The organism is Streptomyces sp. NPDC102258 (assembly GCF_055584685.1).
In genome coordinates this window covers 13174-27978 of sequence record NZ_JBVJLO010000006.1, presented here as the reverse complement: position 1 = coordinate 27978, position 14805 = coordinate 13174, and the positions used below count along the sequence as shown (strand labels likewise).

The window sequence follows — 14805 nt, the reverse complement described above, 5'->3', positions numbered from 1 at the left end:
CCCCCGCGCCCCACCCGCTCCGCGCCCGCCGGGCGTTCGCCCGTTGTACGGCCCCCCGACAGACGGGGATCCCCGTTCGGTACCCCGGGACCGCTGTCCTTGGGGCGCCCCTCGGCTCCCCCTTCCCCCCAGAGGTCGTCACCCATGGCTGAGCTCAACCGACGCAGGTTCCTCCAGATCGCGGGCGGCACCGCCGCGGCCGCGATGCTCAACGAGAGCATCGCCCGGGCCGCCGCCATTCCCGCGCAGGGCACCACCGGCACGATCCAGGACATCGAGCACATCGTCGTGCTGATGCAGGAGAACCGGTCCTTCGACCAGTACTTCGGCACCATGAAGGGCGTGCGCGGCTTCGGAGACCCGCGCCCGGTGCTCCAGGACAACGGCAAGCCGGTCTTCTACCAGTCCAACGGGACGAAGGACATCCTCCCCTTCCACCCGCAGGTCAACGACCTGGGCATGCAGTTCGTCGAGGGCCTCAACCACGACTGGGCCGGCGGCCACCAGGCCTACAACAACGGCAAGTACGACAAGTGGGTCCCGGCCAAGACCACCACGACCATGTCGTACATGACGCGGAACGACATCCCGTTCCACTACGCCCTCGCCGACGCCTTCACCGTCTGCGACGCCTACCACTGCTCCTTCATCGGCGCCACCGACCCGAACCGCTACTACCTCTGGTCCGGCCACACGGGCAACGACGGCACCGGCGGCGGCCCCGTCCTCGGCAACCAGGAAGCCGGCTACGGCTGGAAGACCTACCCCGAGCGCCTGGAGGCGGCCGGGGTCTCCTGGAAGGTCTACCAGGACATCGGCGACGGCCTGAACGCCGCGGGCGGCTGGGGCTGGATCGGCGACGCCTTCCGCGGCAACTACGGCGACAACTCGCTGCTCTACTTCAACAGCTACCGCAACGCCCAGCCCGGCAGCGCCCTCTACGAGAAGGCCCGTACGGGAACCAACGCCAAGGCCGGCGAGAGCTACTTCGCCAAGCTGCGCGCGGACGTCGTGGGCGGCACCCTGCCCCAGGTGTCGTGGATCGCCGCGCCGGAGGCCTTCAGCGAACACCCGAACTGGCCGGTCAACTTCGGCGCCTGGTACATCTCCCAGGTCCTGGACGCGCTCACCGCCAACCCGGCGGTGTGGGCGAAGACGGCCTTCTTCATCACCTACGACGAGAACGACGGCTTCTTCGACCACGTCGTGCCCCCGTACCCGCCCACCTCCGCCGCCTGGGGCCTGTCCACGGCGGACGTCACCCGCGACCTCTACGCCGGGGGCGGCGGCTACGCGGCCGGCCCCTACGGCCTCGGCCCGCGCGTCCCGATGATCGTCGTCTCGCCCTGGAGCAAGGGCGGTTACGTCTGCTCCGAGACCTTCGACCACACCTCGGTGATCCGCTTCATGGAGCAGCGCTTCGGCGTCCAGGAGCCCAACATCTCGCCCTGGCGCCGCGCCGTCTGCGGCGACCTGACCTCGGCCTTCGACTTCAGCCGCGCCGACGCCTCCCCGGCCGCGCTGCCCTCCACGGCCGGCTACGTACCGCCGGACCACAACGCGCACCCGTCCTACCACCCGGTCCCGCCGGCCACCGGCAGCCTGCCCGCACAGGAGGCGGGCTCCAAGCCGACCCGCGCCCTGCGCTACTCCCCGTACGTGGACGGCAAGGCCACCACCTCCACCGCCAAGTTCACCCTCACCTTCTCCGCCGGCCCCTCCCTCGGCGCCCACTTCCACAGCACCTCGGGCAACCGCACCGACGGCCCCTGGCCCTACACCGTCGAGGCGGGCAAGACCCTCTCCGACACCTGGAGCACCAGCACCTCGACCGGCAACCAGATCGACCTCACGGTCTGGGGCCCCAACGGCTTCCTGCGCACCTGGAAGGGCCCGACGAAGAAGGCCGGCCCCGAGGTCACGGCCCGCCACGTGGACGCCACCGGCAACCTGGCGCTCACCCTCACCAACGCCGGCACGGCCGCGGTCAACCTCACGGTGACCAACGCCTACGGCGGCGCCCCCCAGACCTTCAAGGTCAACGCGGGGGCCACCGTCACCACCACCGTCGACCTCCGCGCGACCGGCCGCTGGTACGACGTCAAGGTGGTCTCCGACGCCGACGCCACCTTCCTGCGCCGCTTCGCCGGCCACGTCGAGACGGGCGCCCCGGGCGTCTCCGATCCCGCCCTCAAGACCGCCTGACCGGAAACGCCCGTGGGGGCTACGAGGAGAACCTCGTAGCCCCCACGGGACCGAAGGGTGAGTGACGGGACTTGAACCCGCGGCCACCTGGACCACAACCAGGTGCTCTACCAGCTGAGCTACACCCACCACGAGGGGCGGCGGACCGCCCGTCGTCGTGCACGCACAGCATAGCCGATCGCCGGGGTGCTCCCGCGACGGGTTATCCGGCCGACCGGACGCCGGCCAGGGTGGCGGCGAGCCTGGCCAGCAGGCTGTCCGCGCGGCGGGCGGCGCGCGCCACGGCCGCCTCGGCCAGCGCCCGGACCACCGGGTGCGGCCGGCTCCCGTCCCCGGCAAGCTCCGGCTGGAACAGGGTGGCCAGGAAGAAGGGGTGGCCGGGCAGCTCCACGATCCGCACCTGCCCGTCCTCGTCGTGCCCCGACAGCCGCAGCCCGTGCGCGGTGAGCGCCGGGAGGTGTCCGGACGCCGGGCCGTAGACGCAGTGGTAGCGCTCCAGCGACCGCTCGGCGCCCAGCGCGGACTCGGCGAGCGAGCCGGGCTCGGCCCGGACGAGGCCCTCGTGCCCGACCAGCGAGCAGGCCAGCGGCGCGATCAGGGGGTCCGCCGCCCCGGGGTCGTTCTCGGCGTGCGCCATCCCCGTCAGGCCGCACGCGTTGCGGGCGAACTCCAGCAGGGCGTGCTGAAAGCCGCCGCAGGTGCCGAGGAAGGGGATCGCCTCCTCCCGGGCCACCCGGATCGCGGCGAGCGCCCCGGCCTCGCTCGCGTACGGGCTGCCGGGCAGCACCCACACGGCGTCGAAGCGGGCCAGCGTCCCGTCCGCCGCCGCGTCGGCCGCCTCCGCCGTCGGGATCCAGCAGGCGTCGAGGACGAGACCGTCGCGCACCTCCAGTGCCTCCAGCAGGAGCGGGATCCGGGTGTGCGACTTCACGTGCGGGGAGCGGTCGCCGACGAGGGCGATCCGGGCGACGGTGGCGGTGCCGGCCGGGGCCGCAGTGGGGGACGAGGCGGCGGCGGTGTACGAGGGGACGGCGGTGGCGGCGCGCGGGGCGGTGGTGGTCATGTGGATCATCCTGGAGCCCGGCCCCACTTCAGCGCCAACGATTGTTCCTGCACCCTCCATAAGCGATCCTGATGAGCCTGAGACCCTGGGATCATGGACCCCCACCTCCTGCGCACCTTCACCGCCGTCGCCCGGCTCTCCTCCTTCTCCGCCGCCGCCCGCGAACTCGGCTACACCCAGTCCGCCGTCTCCCAGCACATCGCCGCCCTCGAAGCCGACCTGCGCGCCGAGCTGCTCACCCGGCGGCCCGTCGCGCCCACCCCCGCCGGGGCCCGGCTGCTGGAACACGCCGGCCCGCTGCTGCTGCGCCTCGACGCCGCCCGCGCCGACGTGCTGCGGCTGGCCGCCGCACCGCCCGGCCGGGTCACCCTCGCCGCCTCCCCGCTCGCCATCGGCCCCCGGCTGCTCGCCGCGCTCCCCGCCACCGGAGTCACGCTGCGGATCCTGCCCCCCGACGCCGTGCCCGCCGCCGTCGCCGCCGGGGACTGCGACCTCGGCCTCGTCGACGGCCCGGCCGCCCCCAGCGACCCCCTGCGGCTGCCCGACGTGGCCCCGCTGCGGGTGACCGGCATCGGCGAGGAGGAGCTGGCCGTCCTGCTCCCGGCCGGGCACCCCTTCGCCGGCCGGGACTCCGTCCGGCTCGACGACCTCGCCGACGCCCGCTGGCTCGACGCCCCCGACCTCGGCCTGCCGCTCACCGCCGGCCGCCGTGCCCTGCGCTACGAGGGCACCGACCTGCGGGCCCTGTGCGCCCTCGCGGCCGCCGGCCACGGCCTCGCGCTGCTGCCCCGACGCGTCGCCGAAGCCGCCGGCGCGGGGGTCTGCGTACCGCTCGCCGCACCGCGCCTGGTGCACCGTACGGAACTCCTCGCCCCCGCCACCCTGTCCGGCGCGGCCGCTGCGCTCGCCACCCGCCTCGGGGCAGGATCCCCCGTATGACCGACACTCCCGGCCCCGTCCACGCCGACCCCGCCCCCTTCACCACCGCCGACTACGCCGCCCGGATGGCCGGCGCCGCCCGCGCCGCCGCCGAGGCCGGGCTCGCCGGGCTGCTCATCGCCCCCGGGCCCGACCTCACCCACCTCACCGGATACCGGCCCGTCGACACCGAGCGGCTCACCCTGCTCGTCCTCACCCCCGACCGCGAACCGGTCCTCGTCGTCCCCGCCCTGGAAGCCCCCGACGCCGCCAAGGCGCCCGGCGCGGGCGCGCTGACCCTGCGGGACTGGGCCGACGGGAAGGACCCGTACGGGATCACCGCCCCGCTCCTCGCCGCCGGCGGCCGCTTCGGCGTCAGCGACAACACCTGGGCCCTGCACCTCCTCGGCCTGCAACGCCAGACGCCGGACACCGCCTACGCCCCCCTCACCGAGGCGCTGCCCCTGCTGCGCGCCGTCAAGGACGAACGGGAACTGGCCCGGCTCGCCGCCGCCGGGGAGGCCGCCGACGCCGCCTACGCCCAGATTCTGCACGTCCCCTTCGCCGGCCGCCGCGAGAGCGACGTCGCCGCCGACCTGGCCGCGCTGCTGCGCGTCCACGGCCACTCCCAGGTCGACTTCACCGTCGTCGGCTCCGGCCCCAACGGCGCCAACCCCCACCACGAGGCCGGCGAACGCGTCATCCGCGACGGCGACATGATCGTCCTCGACTTCGGCGGCCTGAAGCACGGCTACGGATCCGACATCTCCCGCACCGTGCACGTCGGCGAGCCCACCCCCGAGGAACAGCGCGTCCACGACATCGTCCGCGAGGCCCAGCAGGCCGGTGTCGCGGCCGTCCGCCCCGGCGCGCTCTGCCAGGACGTCGACCGGGCCGCCCGGGCGGTGATCACCGAGTTCGGCTACGGGGACCGCTTCATCCACCGCACCGGCCACGGCATCGGCGTCACCACCCACGAACCCCCGTACATGATCGAGGGCGAGGAACAGCCCCTGCTGCCCGGCATGTGCTTCTCCGTCGAGCCGGGCATCTACCTGCCCGGCCGCTTCGGCGTCCGCATCGAGGACATCGTGACCGTCACCGGGGACGGCGGGCGCCGCCTGAACAACGCCCCGCGCGAGCTCGCGATCGTGGAATAGCCGGGCGGCCGGGCGGGCGGTTCTAGTGGCCCAGCACCACCGCCGATTCGCCCGGTACGTGGACCCGCCCGTCCGGACCGGGATGGTCCGCCGGCTCCCAGGCGGCCAGCACCCGCACCCCGTTGCGGCCCAGCGCGATCGTCACCGGCTCCGGCGAGAAGTTGACCACCACCCGGACATCACCCCGCCGGAACGTCACCCAGCGCCGCTCCTCGTCGTGCGCGACCCGTACCGCCGCCAGGTCCGGGTCGCGCAGGTCCGGCTGCGACCGGCGCAGCGCCACCAGCGTCCGGTACCAGTCCAGCAGCCGGGCGTGCCCCGGCGCCTGCGGCTCCGACCAGTCCAGACAGGACCGGTCCCGGGTCGCCGGGTCCTGCGGGTCCGGGATCTCCTCGGCCTTCCAGCCGTGCTCCGCGAACTCCCTGCGCCGGCCCGTCCGCACCGCCTCCGCGAGCTCCGGGTCCTGGTGGTCGGTGAAGTACTGCCAGGGCGTGCCGGCCCCCCACTCCTCGCCCATGAACAGCATCGGCACGAACGGCCCGGTCAGCGTCAGCGCCGCCGCGCAGGCCAGCAGGCCGGGGGAGAGGGAGGAAGAGAGCCGGTCGCCCAGCGCCCGGTTGCCGATCTGGTCGTGGGTCTGGGAGTAGCCGAGGAAACGGTGCGCGGGCGTGCGCCGCCGGTCCACCGGGCGGCCGTGGGTGCGGCCCCGGAAGGAGGACCAGGTGCCGTCGTGGAAGAACGCCCGGGTCAGCGTCTTGGCCAGGGCCCCGAGCGGAGCCGTGGCGAAGTCCGCGTAGTACCCCTGGGATTCCCCGGTCAGCGCACAGTGCAGCGCGTGGTGGAAGTCGTCGTTCCACTGCGCGTGCAGGCCCAGCCCGCCCGCCGTACGGGGCGTGGTCAGCCGGGGGTCGCCCTGGTCCGACTCGGCGATCAGGAACAGCGGCCGGGCCGTCTCCACCGCCAGCTCGTCCACCGCCGCCGCCAGCTCCTCCAGGAAGGTCAGCGCCCGCCCGTCGGCCAGCGCGTGCACCGCGTCCAGCCGCAGCCCGTCGATGCGGTAGTCCCGCAGCCAGGCCAGCGCGCTGCCGATGAGGTACGCGCGGACCTCGTCGGAACCGGGCGCGTCCAGATTCACCGCCGCGCCCCACGGGGTGTGGTGGGTCTCGGTGAAGTACGGCCCGAAGGCGGGCAGGTGGTTCCCGGACGGGCCCAGGTGGTTGTGGACCACGTCCAGCACCACCCCCAGCCCCGCCGCGTGCGCCGCCGCCACGAACCGGGCGAGCCCCGCCGGACCGCCGTACGGCTCGTGCACCGCCCAGGGCGCCACCCCGTCGTACCCCCAGCCGTGCCGCCCGGGGAACGGGCAGACCGGCATCAGCTCCACGTGCGTGACCCCGAGCGCGGTCAGGTGCCCCAGGCGGGCGGCGGCCGCGTCGAAGGTGCCCTCGGGGGTGAAGGTCCCGATGTGCAGCTCGTACAGGACCGCGTCCTGCAACGGGACGCGCGGCCCGGACCCCTCCGGGGTGAGCGGCCCGAAGTCCACCACCGCCGAAGGGCCGTCGGGGCCCTCCGGCAGCCGCCGCCCGCGCGGGTCGGGGCGCGGCACCGGGACATCGCCCAGCAGGAACCCGTACCGGTCGCCGTCGCCGGCCGGGGCCTCGACGGTCCACCAGCCCGCGCGGTCCGGACCCGGATCGGGGGTCATCTCGTAGTCGGTGTCGTTGAGTCGCAAGGCGACCCGACCTGTCAGCGGTGCCCACACCTCGAACTGCACGGACGGTCCCCTCGTCTCAACGGTGTCGTCTCAGGCGGTGTCCAGCATGCGTATCGTGCCCATCATTCCGGGCCCACCGGGGGAGTTCTGGACACTCCGCACCCGACGGGCCGACAATCACCCTGTGACGTCGAGTTTCGAATTCCCCGCCTTCCCCGTCCCACGTGTCTCCGACGCGGAGCGCGAGCGGGCGCTGGGCCGGCTACGGGAGGGCGCGGCGCTCGGGGAGCTGTCGCACGACACCTTCCTGCGCCGCATGGAACTCGCGCTCGTCGCCCGGCGCGCCGAGGACCTGGCCGTCCTCACCGCCGACCTGGAGGCGCGCGGACACGCCGAAAGCCCCTGGACGCACCGGCTGTTCGGCTGGGTCGGCCGGGCTTCCGCCGTGTCCGCCGGAGTACGCCGGGCCTGGCAGGCCGAACGGCTGCCCCGGCTGCTGCTCCCGCACCCCGGCGCCGGCCCGCTGCGCATCGGCCGCGACCCCGGCAACGGCCTGCGGCTCAGCCACGACACCGTCTCGCGGGCCCACGCCGAGCTGACCCTGCGCGACGGCACCTGGATCCTGCGCGACCTCGGCTCGACCAACGGCACCACCGTCAACGGCCGCCGCGTCACGGGCTCGGCGGTGGTCCGCGACGGCGACCAGATCGGCTTCGGCCGCATGACGTTCCGGTTGTCCTCGGGGTGAGGGAGCGGCGGGCCCGGCCGCCCGCCGGTGGGATCGGCCGGGGGCGTGCCCGACTGCCCTCCCGCTGGCCTCCGGCGCGGGACAGCGCGGAGGATGAAGTCCATGAATTCCACGAACTCCGTGAACTCCATGAACCCGACGCCCACCCCGCTCGTGCGCCCCGCCCGTCCCGCCGATCTGCCCCGGCTCGTCGAGCTGATCCACGAGCACATCGCGTACGAGCGCTCCGCTCCGCGCCCGCCCGACCTCGCCGACCGCCTCGGCCCGCTGCTCTTCGCGGGGGAGGCCCGGGTGTGGGTACTGCTCGCCGAGACGCCGGGCGGCGAGGTCGCCGGATACGCCGCCTGCTCGGAGGAACTGTCCTTCTGGGACGCCCGCTCCTACCTCCACCTGGACTGCCTCTACCTCGCGGAGGAGGCCCGCGGCCACGGACTGGGCGCCGCCCTCATGTCCGCCGTGGCCGACCTGGCCCGCGAGTGCGGCCTCGGCCACGTGGAATGGCAGACCCCGGAGTGGAACGAGGGCGCGATCCGCTTCTACGACCGCCTCGGCGCCACCTCCCGCCCCAAGCGCCGGTACGCCTGGCCGGTGGTGTAAGGCGCCACCGGCCAGCCGACCGGGTCAGGCGCCGTCGGTCCCCGCCTTGAGGGCCGAGACGAAGGCGGCGAACGCCCCGGCGGTCAGGTGCAGCACGGGGCCGCCGGGGGTCTTGGAGTCGCGGAGGGGGACGGTGCCTAGGGGGGCGAGGTTGGTGGCGACCTCGACGCAGTTGCCGCCGTTGTTGCTGTACGAGGACTTGAACCAGTGGGGGGAATCGGTCGGGGTCGTCACGGGGTGCCCTTTCGTAACTCGCGGATCATGGCCACAGACGCCGTCTGGGACAGCGCCTCGGCCTGGAGTTGATGGTAGGCCGTCAGCATGGGCAGCACCGATGACGTTTCCCGGTCCAGGTGCCCCTGGGCCTGAGACTCGGCGTAGGCGACTACGGACCGGTCCGGCAGCGTCAGGAGGTTGACCGGCAGGTCGAACGTGCGCCGCTCGCCTATGTCGTACGGTGCCACCTGGAGCATCGTGGCGGGGTGCTCGGCGAACGCCAGTAGCCGCTCCAACTGGGCGTCCATGACCTCGGACCCCCCTACGGGTCGTCGGACGCAGCTCTCGTCCATCACGACGAACACCATGGGCGGACGCGCCCGTTCCAGCGCGGCCTGCCGTTCCGCCAGGAACGAGACGCGCTCGGTGGCCTGCTCGGGGGTGATGGCTCCCCGCCGTACGGCGCTGTCCGCCAGCACGCGCGCGTACCGAGGCGTCTGCAACAGACCTGGAACGATGCCGATCTCGAACAGCCGCAGCTCGACCGCCCGCCCTTCGTGGTTCACGTACTCCGGAAAACCTTCCAGCAAGCTCCCGTGCCGGAGGGTGCGCCACTCGCGCTCGAAGGAACCGGTGCTGCCGGCGGTGCCGAAGGCGGCGTCTGTTTTGCGCGCGAAACGAAGGGTCGGCGGTTTGCGAGCAGTTTCGACCGCCGAGATGTGCTGGCTCGAACATCCCACCCGCAGGGCCAAGTCCTCCTGGTTCCACCCGCGTGCCTCCCTCGACCTGCGCAGTCGCGCGCCGAACGCGGCGGCCGGGCTGCTCTCGGGGCGTAACTCCTTGCGGTTGACCATGGTGCGCTCAACCCTTCCCTCCCCAGCGATTACTTGAAGGGTTCCCCGACTCTAGGCCACGCTGATGCTCCTTGGTAGTGAAACGACTACGGAGAGGAGCGGCGGTGTTCGACGCGAACGCACGCCCACACCCGCACGACCCGCTGGAGCCGGTCCCCACCCCCGGGTGCGGGGTCTGCGAGGCGCTGGCGGAGACCAGGAGGCTCGCCTGGGCGGTGGGCAACGTATCCGCCGTGGCGGTGCAGAACGCCGAGCTGGCCAACCACGCGCAACACGCGGGCGGCGGTGGCGCGGTGAGGGCGGCGTTCCGGTTCGTGGAGCACGTCATGCGGCGCCACCCCTCGGCGGAGACGACGGCCACGGCGCGGTGCCTGCACCCCGACTGCCGGTGGCGCTCCGGCCCGGGCGGGGGCGCCGACGCCTGCTCGGACATGTGCATCGCGCACACCGGCCGCACCGGGCACATGACCTTCGTGAGGGAGTTCTCGGAGGTCGCCGTCGTGGAGCGCGTCCGGTGAGTGGCGACGGCACCTGAGCCGGGCTACAGGCGCTCGTACGTGGCCAGGACCGTACGGACCTGGTGCTCCACCTGCGTGGCCACCGGCACCCAGCGGGCTTGGTAGCGGGCCGCGAACTCCTCGCACCACCCCGTGACGAATCGGTCCAGTCCCGGCGCCGCCGGATGCCCTTGGGCCCGCAGTACGCGGAGCAGCATCGCGGCGGCGCGCAGCGACAGCCGGCGGCCGAAGGCGTCGATGCTGCCGACGGCCGCCGCCGTGGCCTCGGCCGGCGCCCCGGCCCCCGTCCACTCGGCGGCGACCAGGGGGATCAGCCCGAGCGTCCAGTCCACCGCCCGCAGCAGCGCGGCGGTCCCGGCGTCCGTGCCGAGGACGCCGCCGCGCACCCCGGCCACCAGGCCCGAGTCCTCGGTGAGCCGCCGCGCCAGCATCCGCAGCGCGCCCCGGGGGTCCGGGTGCGGGGCGGGGTCGTCCACCAGGTCGGAGGCCCACATCGGCACTTCGACGATGGCGGTGGTTCCCTCGTGGCACCAGGTGCTGAGCCGGGTGTCCTCGGGGTGGAACGCCCCGGCGACCCCTGCCCCCGCGTCGGGCATCACGAAGATCCCGGGCCCGGGGGAGACCCAGCCGGCCGCGTCGGAGGCGCCGGTCTCCACCGGGATGCGGAGCTCGGCGGCCGACTTCGCGAACGGCTCGGCCAGCCCGGGGACGTCCCGGGTCAGCTGCACCCAGGACCCGCCGAGGTCCGTTCCGTGCAGGGAGACCTGGAGGACGGGCCGGAGCTCGGTTATGAGCGCCCTCAGTGCGCGGGTCTCGGGCGGGAGCCGGTCCGGGGAGAGTAAGGACGGTGCCCACTCCGGCTGTTCGGGGCCGGGCGGGCGGAAGAAGTGGCGGTGGTAGTCCAGCAGCGAGTACGGGCGCGGCGTGCGGTGCAGCTCGGCGCCGTCCGGATCGGCACAGAGCAGGAAGTGCCACTCCGCCCCGCCGCCCCCGTCCCGCGCCACACGCCGCGCGAGCTCCAGGGCGGTCGCCCCGCCGACGGGCTCGTTGGCGTGGGCCCCGGCGACGACGAGCACGCGCCGCGCGGCGCCGCCCCCGTCCCGCTCGCCGACGGAGAGCAGCCACAACGGCCGCCCGGCCCGCGAGGAACCGGCCTGACGGAGCCGGGCACGGGCGGGGTGTTCGTCCACGAGCGCCCGGGCGGCGAGGGCGAGCTCGGGCGGGGTGGGGTAGCGCATGTCACGAAGGAGGGTCACACGTGATGCCATGCCCGCCCCGCACGCCCCCTACTGCTCCCCCCGCCCACCAAAACCCCTGGCCAAAGCCTTGGGGAGCCGGGGTGTGCGGGGCCTCAGCGGATCCGGATCAGGGAGGGATTTGGTGATTTCCCGTCCGTCTCATCGTCCTTCCGGGGCAGGACGGCGCGTCAAGGGCGCTCCCTTCGGTCGCGTCGCTTCGCGATGGCCTTCGGCCACCCTTGACCCACCGCCCCACCCCGGAAAAACGAAGACTCCCGGGAAACCCCCAAAAGAACGTTCACGGGGCAGAGAGGCTGTCCTGTCTCCCTCAGCGCTGCGCGACCCCTTCCAGCCCAGGCCCACCAGGACCCAAGATCCGGCCCCTCGCGCTTGCATTCCGGGCCGGGGGCAGCCAGACCACACCAAACGGCGACAGGACCACCGGCACACACCCCCGGAGGCCCTCCACGCATCAGATCGCTCCGTGCTTCGCCCGGCATAGCGTCCGCCGCCCGTCTTGGGGCTGGACATAAGCCGCCCACGGCCGTCATCTGGCTCGACACCCACGCGTCTGCGGCTCGACGACTACGTATGCGACCCATGGGTGGGCAGTTCTCTGCGGTTCTACTGCTTGGTGGGCTGTAAGGACGAAAGAACCGTCGTCTGGTGCAGTCAAGACCACTGTCGGGCGGCGGTCGCGCGCCGGGGCGGCCCTTTCATCACCTTGGGCGGCTTATGTCCAGCCACAGACCGCCGTCGGACGCTATGCCGGGCGAAGTGTGGAGCGACCTGCTGCGCATGGGCCTCTGACGTCGTCGGATGGTGGTCCTGTCGCCGTTTGGTGTGGTCTGGCCGCTCCCGGCCCGGAAAGGGATCGATGCCCGCCCGTGTGCCCGGCCACCCGACCGGGGGCGCTCGAAGGTCGCTGACACGGCAGGGGCATCGGTACTGCCCCGTGAACGTTCTTTTGGGGGTTTCCCGGGAGTCTTCGTTTTTCCGGGGTGGGGCGGTGGGTCAAGGGTGGCCGAAGGCCATCGCGAAGCGACGCGACCGAAGGGAGCGCCCTTGACGCGCCGTCCTGCCCCGGAAGGACGATGAGACGGACGGGAAATCACCAAATCCTTCTCTGATGCGGACCGGCTGAGGCCCCGCCCCCCTACCCCCGCACCAGCGCCACCGCCCACCCCCCGCCCAGCAGCTCCGCCACCGGGACCTGGCCCTCGTACGGGGTGTCGGTGGCCGGGGTGGGGCCCCATGCCCGGTGCCAGCGGCCGGGTGGGAGGGTGAGGGTGGTGTGCTGCCAGCCGCCCGACTCCGCCAGGCGGTGGGAGAGGCGGGTGGCTACCGCCACGAGGTCGGGGGAGCGGGTGTAGGCCAGGCAATGGGCGGCCGCCGGGCCCGAGGCCGTCAGGGGGGTGTAGCCGGTGAAGAGGGCCGGGCGGTCGCGGCGCAGCCTGAGCAGGGCCGCCGTCAGCGCCAGCTTCTCCGCCGCGAGGCCCTCCGGGGCGGTGCCCGCGTCGAGGGCGGCCAGGGCCTCGTGCGGGAACCGCACCGGGCGGCGGTTGTCCGGGTCCACCAGCGTCCGGTACTCGGTCTCCGAGCCCTGGTAGACCTCCGGCACCCCCGGCATCGTCAGGTGCAGCAGGGTCATGCCGAGGACGTTGGCGCGGGCCGCCTCCGCCAGCTCCGGCGGCAGCTCCGCCGCCTCCTCGGGCACCAGCTTCGCGATGCCGGCCTCGTACGCCTCGTCGGGGTCGGTCCACGAGGTACGCAGTCCCGCCTCCCGGGCGGCCTTCAGCAGGGCCGCCGCCAGCCGGGGCTCCCGCTCGGGGGCGTCTCCGAGGCCGAGCGCGCTCTGCCGGGCCACCCACCCCAGCTGGGGGTCGTCGCCCGCCACCGGGCCCATGGCCTCCGGGGCCTGGGACAGCACCGCGATCCGTGCCCGTACGTCCGCGCTCCGCTTCGTGTCGTGCGTGGACAGCACCGTCCCCGAGGCGGGCCAGTCCCGCTCCTGCGCGGCGCAGTACGCGTGGAACTCCGCCACCGGCACCGCCGGGTCCTCGGGCGCCCCGCCGACCTCGGTGGCCGACAGCAGTGGCGCCCAGCGGTAGAAGGCCCGGTCCTCCAGGGACTTGGCGCGCAGGGCCGCCGAGGTCTGGGCGAAGCGCGCCCCGAACGCCGGGTCCCGCGCGATGAGTTCGCGTACGGCCTCCACCCCCGCGACCCCCCGCGCCGACTCGGCGACCTCGCCCCCCGGGTAGGGGCGGTAGACGGGATAGTCGATCAGCAACTCCCGGAGTGGTTCGGCCAGTTCCGGGCCCGCCATCCGCTCCAGCGTGGACAGTTCGGCGGCCAGGTCGACCGTCAGGACCTCCCGGGCCGCCGTCGCGGCCGTCTCCTCCCAGCGGGGCAGGCCGGTGGCCGCCGCGTGGGCCCGGGCCAGCTCCGCCGTGCCCGCCGGGTCGGTGAACACCCCGTCGACCCGGTGCAGCGCGTCGTACCCGGTGGTGCCCGCCACCGGCCAGGCGGGGGACAGCCGCTCCCGGCGGGCGAGGATCTTCTCCACCACCACCCAGCAGCGGCCGCCGACCGCCGACCGCAGCCGCCGCAGGTACCCCTCGGGGTCCGCGAGCCCGTCCACGTGGTCGATCCGCAGCCCCTCCAGCACCCCGTCCCGTACCAGCTCCAAGACCTTCGCGTGGGTGGCGGCGAAGACGGCCGGGTCCTCCACCCGGACGCCGATCAGGTCGGAAATGGTGAAGAAGCGGCGGTAGTTGAGGGCGGTGCGCGCCTCCCGCCAGCAGGCCGGCCGGTAGTACTGCGCGGCCAGCAGCTCGGGCATCGGCAGTCCGGCCGTGCCGGCCCGCAGCGGGAACTCCCGCTCCTCGTAGCGCAGCACCTCGCCGTCGACGCGGTATCCGGCGGGGTCGGCCGGTTCGGCGAGGACCGGGAGCAGCAGCTGTCCGCCGCCCCCCTCCCAGTCGATGTCGAACCAGCGGGCGTAAGGGGACCGCGGCCCCTCCCGCAGCACCTCCCAGAGGGGGCCGTTGAGCCGCAGCGGGTCGGGTACGGCCATGTGGTTCGGCACGATGTCGAGGACCAGCCCCAGCCCGTGCGCCCGTGCGGTCGCGGCCAGCTCGCGCAGCCCCGCCTCGCCGCCCAGCTCGGTGCGGACCCGCGCGTGGTCGGTGACGTCGTAGCCGTGCGCCGAGCCGGGCACGGCTTCCAGCGCGGGCGAGAGGTGCAGGTGGGACACGCCGAGCGAGGCGAGGTACGGTACGGCTGCCCCGGCCGCGGCGAACGGGAACGCGGGCCCCAGCTGGAGCCGGTAGGTCGACGTGGGGACGACGGGGTCCGGAACGGGAGAGTCCGAGGGTTCCGGGTGACTGCTCGCAGGCTGCAGGCTCATGAGAACGTACGTACCCAGCCCTGGCGATTGTGTGCCCTCGCCCCATGCATCCGGGTGACATCGGCGCATCGACGCGGCGTCGACGTGCATCGACGTGCATCGACGCGCGTCGACGCCATCGACGTCGATCAAGTGACCGAAGGCCGCGACGGCGCGGCGTGCCCC

Annotated in this window: 12 protein-coding genes and 1 tRNA gene; 6 read left to right on the top strand and 7 right to left on the bottom strand. The window is 73.9% G+C overall.

Features of this window, described 5'->3' with window-relative positions; genetic code table 11:
- Positions 1-144 precede the first annotated feature (144 nt).
- Positions 145-2205, top strand: a complete 2061-nt coding sequence (locus ACZ6ZT_RS12165) for a phosphocholine-specific phospholipase C (protein ID WP_469718393.1) — start codon at positions 145-147, stop codon at positions 2203-2205.
- Between the two features lie 56 nt (positions 2206-2261).
- Here the strand turns inward: ACZ6ZT_RS12165 and ACZ6ZT_RS12160 are convergent.
- Both ACZ6ZT_RS12160 and ACZ6ZT_RS12155 read right to left on the bottom strand, forming a co-directional pair.
- Positions 2262-2334 (bottom strand) — tRNA-His (locus ACZ6ZT_RS12160).
- Positions 2335-2407: 73 nt separating this feature from the next.
- Complete coding sequence (locus tag ACZ6ZT_RS12155) at positions 2408-3268, bottom strand: CTP synthase C-terminal region-related (seleno)protein (protein WP_469718390.1); 861 nt, start codon at positions 3266-3268, stop codon at positions 2408-2410.
- A 93-nt stretch (positions 3269-3361) separates the two neighbouring features.
- On the opposite strand from ACZ6ZT_RS12155, the gene ACZ6ZT_RS12150 reads away from it, so the two are divergent.
- Together ACZ6ZT_RS12150 and ACZ6ZT_RS12145 are read left to right on the top strand one after the other, a co-directional pair.
- A complete protein-coding gene (locus ACZ6ZT_RS12150) occupies positions 3362-4207 on the top strand; it encodes a LysR family transcriptional regulator (RefSeq protein WP_469718386.1) in 846 nt (281 codons plus the stop codon).
- The gene (locus ACZ6ZT_RS12145) at positions 4204-5346 is read left to right on the top strand and encodes a M24 family metallopeptidase (protein ID WP_469718383.1); all 1143 of its coding nucleotides are present in this window, start codon (positions 4204-4206) and stop codon (positions 5344-5346) included. The genes ACZ6ZT_RS12150 and ACZ6ZT_RS12145 overlap by 4 nt, the downstream gene beginning before the upstream one ends.
- A gap of 22 nt (positions 5347-5368) precedes the next feature.
- Here the strand turns inward: ACZ6ZT_RS12145 and treZ are convergent, their stop codons facing one another.
- Positions 5369-7120, bottom strand: coding sequence for a malto-oligosyltrehalose trehalohydrolase (treZ, locus tag ACZ6ZT_RS12140; protein ID WP_469718380.1), 1752 nt, complete (start codon positions 7118-7120; stop codon positions 5369-5371).
- Between the two features lie 124 nt (positions 7121-7244).
- Between treZ and ACZ6ZT_RS12135 the strand changes: the two genes are divergently transcribed.
- Complete coding sequence (locus ACZ6ZT_RS12135; RefSeq protein ID WP_469718376.1) at positions 7245-7808, top strand: FHA domain-containing protein; 564 nt, start codon at positions 7245-7247, stop codon at positions 7806-7808.
- Between the two features lie 102 nt (positions 7809-7910).
- Positions 7911-8405, top strand: coding sequence for a GNAT family N-acetyltransferase (locus ACZ6ZT_RS12130; protein ID WP_469718372.1), 495 nt, complete (start codon positions 7911-7913; stop codon positions 8403-8405).
- A 24-nt stretch (positions 8406-8429) separates the two neighbouring features.
- On the opposite strand, the gene ACZ6ZT_RS12125 is transcribed toward ACZ6ZT_RS12130, so the two are convergent.
- Together ACZ6ZT_RS12125 and ACZ6ZT_RS12120 are read right to left on the bottom strand one after the other, a co-directional pair.
- A complete protein-coding gene (locus tag ACZ6ZT_RS12125) occupies positions 8430-8639 on the bottom strand; it encodes a DUF397 domain-containing protein (RefSeq protein WP_469718370.1) in 210 nt (69 codons plus the stop codon).
- Entirely contained in the window at positions 8636-9475 is an 840-nt protein-coding gene (locus ACZ6ZT_RS12120; RefSeq protein WP_469718367.1) for a helix-turn-helix domain-containing protein, read from the bottom strand. Before ACZ6ZT_RS12120 ends, ACZ6ZT_RS12125 begins: the two co-directional genes overlap by 4 nt.
- Before the next feature lie 104 nt (positions 9476-9579).
- On the opposite strand from ACZ6ZT_RS12120, the gene ACZ6ZT_RS12115 reads away from it, so the two are divergent.
- Positions 9580-9993: a DUF7848 domain-containing protein gene (locus ACZ6ZT_RS12115; protein WP_469718364.1), complete on the top strand. Its 414-nt coding sequence runs from the start codon at positions 9580-9582 to the stop codon at positions 9991-9993.
- 23 nt (positions 9994-10016) lie between these two features.
- Here the strand turns inward: ACZ6ZT_RS12115 and ACZ6ZT_RS12110 are convergent, their stop codons facing one another.
- Entirely contained in the window at positions 10017-11249 is a 1233-nt protein-coding gene (locus ACZ6ZT_RS12110) for a M14 family zinc carboxypeptidase (protein ID WP_469718360.1), read from the bottom strand.
- Between the two features lie 1138 nt (positions 11250-12387).
- A complete protein-coding gene (gene treY / locus ACZ6ZT_RS12105; RefSeq protein ID WP_469718356.1) occupies positions 12388-14640 on the bottom strand; it encodes a malto-oligosyltrehalose synthase in 2253 nt (750 codons plus the stop codon).
- Positions 14641-14805: the final 165 nt, after the last annotated feature.